The organism is Micromonospora sp. C95 (genome assembly GCF_018070465.1).
In the GTDB taxonomy this organism is placed as follows: domain Bacteria; phylum Actinomycetota; class Actinomycetes; order Mycobacteriales; family Micromonosporaceae; genus Micromonospora.
This window is the reverse complement of sequence record NZ_JAGPXT010000060.1, coordinates 1-1,287: the sequence shown is the minus strand read 5'-3', so window position 1 is coordinate 1,287 and position 1,287 is coordinate 1. Positions and strand designations below refer to the sequence as shown.

Sequence of the window (1,287 nt, the reverse complement as noted above, 5' to 3'; positions counted from 1 at the left end):
CCTGATGAGTGATCTGGACCAGTTGCCCGTCGCTGTCATCGGTGCCGGGCCGGTCGGCCTCGCCGCCGCCGCGCACCTGCACGAGCGCGCTCTGCCCTACACCGTCCTTGAGGCGGGCGACGGCGCCGGCGCCGCCGTCGCGCAGTGGGCCCACGTCCGCGTCTTCTCGCCGTGGCGGTACAACATCGACCCGGCCGCCCGTCGGCTCCTCGACGAGGCCGGCTGGGTGGCACCCGATCCCGACGCCCTGCCCACCGGGGCGGACCTCGTCGAGAACTACCTTCAGCCCCTCGCGAACCTGCCGCAACTCAAGCCACACCTGCGCTACGGCACCCGGGTCGCGGCGATCAGCCGACTCGGCTACGACCGGCTACGCACCACCGGTCGGGAATCCGCTCCCTTCCTGCTCCGCCTCACCGACGGCCGGGAAATCCTCGCCCGGGCCGTCATCGACGCCTCCGGCACCTGGCACACCCCGAACGTCCTCGGCGCCTCCGGCCTGCCCGCCCTGGGCGAAACCGACGCCACCGCCCACCTGGAACACGCGCTGCCCGACGTCCTCGGCACCGACCGGGCCCGCTTCGCCGGCCGACACACCCTGGTCGTCGGCGCCGGCCACTCCGCCGCCAACACCCTGCTCTCGCTCGCCGAACTCGCCGCCGCCGTACCCGGCACCGAGGTGACCTGGGCCATCCGCGCGCTGTCCCCCACCCGTACCTACGGCGGCGGCGACGCCGACGCGCTACCCGCTCGCGGCGCACTCGGCACCCGGCTGCGCGGGCACGTCGACGCCGGCCGCATCCACCTGCTGACCGGATTCTCCGTCCACGCCATCACCCCCACCGACGGCCGGGTCACGGTGGCCCTCCGGCGCACCGACGACACCCAGGAGCAGGTCACGGTGGACCGGATCGTCGCCGCCACCGGCTTCCGACCCGACCACACGATCACCGCCGAGCTACGCCTGGACCTCGACCCCATCATGGGCGCCACCCGCACCCTCGCCCCGCTCATCGACCCCAACGAGCACTCCTGCGGCACCGTCCCACCGCACGGCGTCAACGAACTCGCCCACCCCGAACCCGGCTACTACGCCGTCGGCATGAAAAGCTACGGCCGCGCACCCACCTTCCTCATGGCCACCGGCTACGAACAGACCCGATCCGTCGTCGCCGCCCTCGCCGGCGACTGGCAGGCCGCCCACGACGTACAACTCGAACTACCCGAAACCGGCGTCTGCAACAGCAACCCCACCGACTCAGCCACCGCCGACAACCGCGGCGGCCC

General features: G+C 73.1%; 1 protein-coding gene. It reads left to right on the top strand.

Annotation, left to right across the window (positions count from 1 at the left end):
- Nucleotides 1–4 precede the first annotated feature (4 nt).
- On the top strand, nucleotides 5–1,287 hold a 1,283-nt coding region (locus KBX00_RS28945; RefSeq protein WP_210831230.1), incomplete at its 3' end, for an NAD(P)-binding domain-containing protein.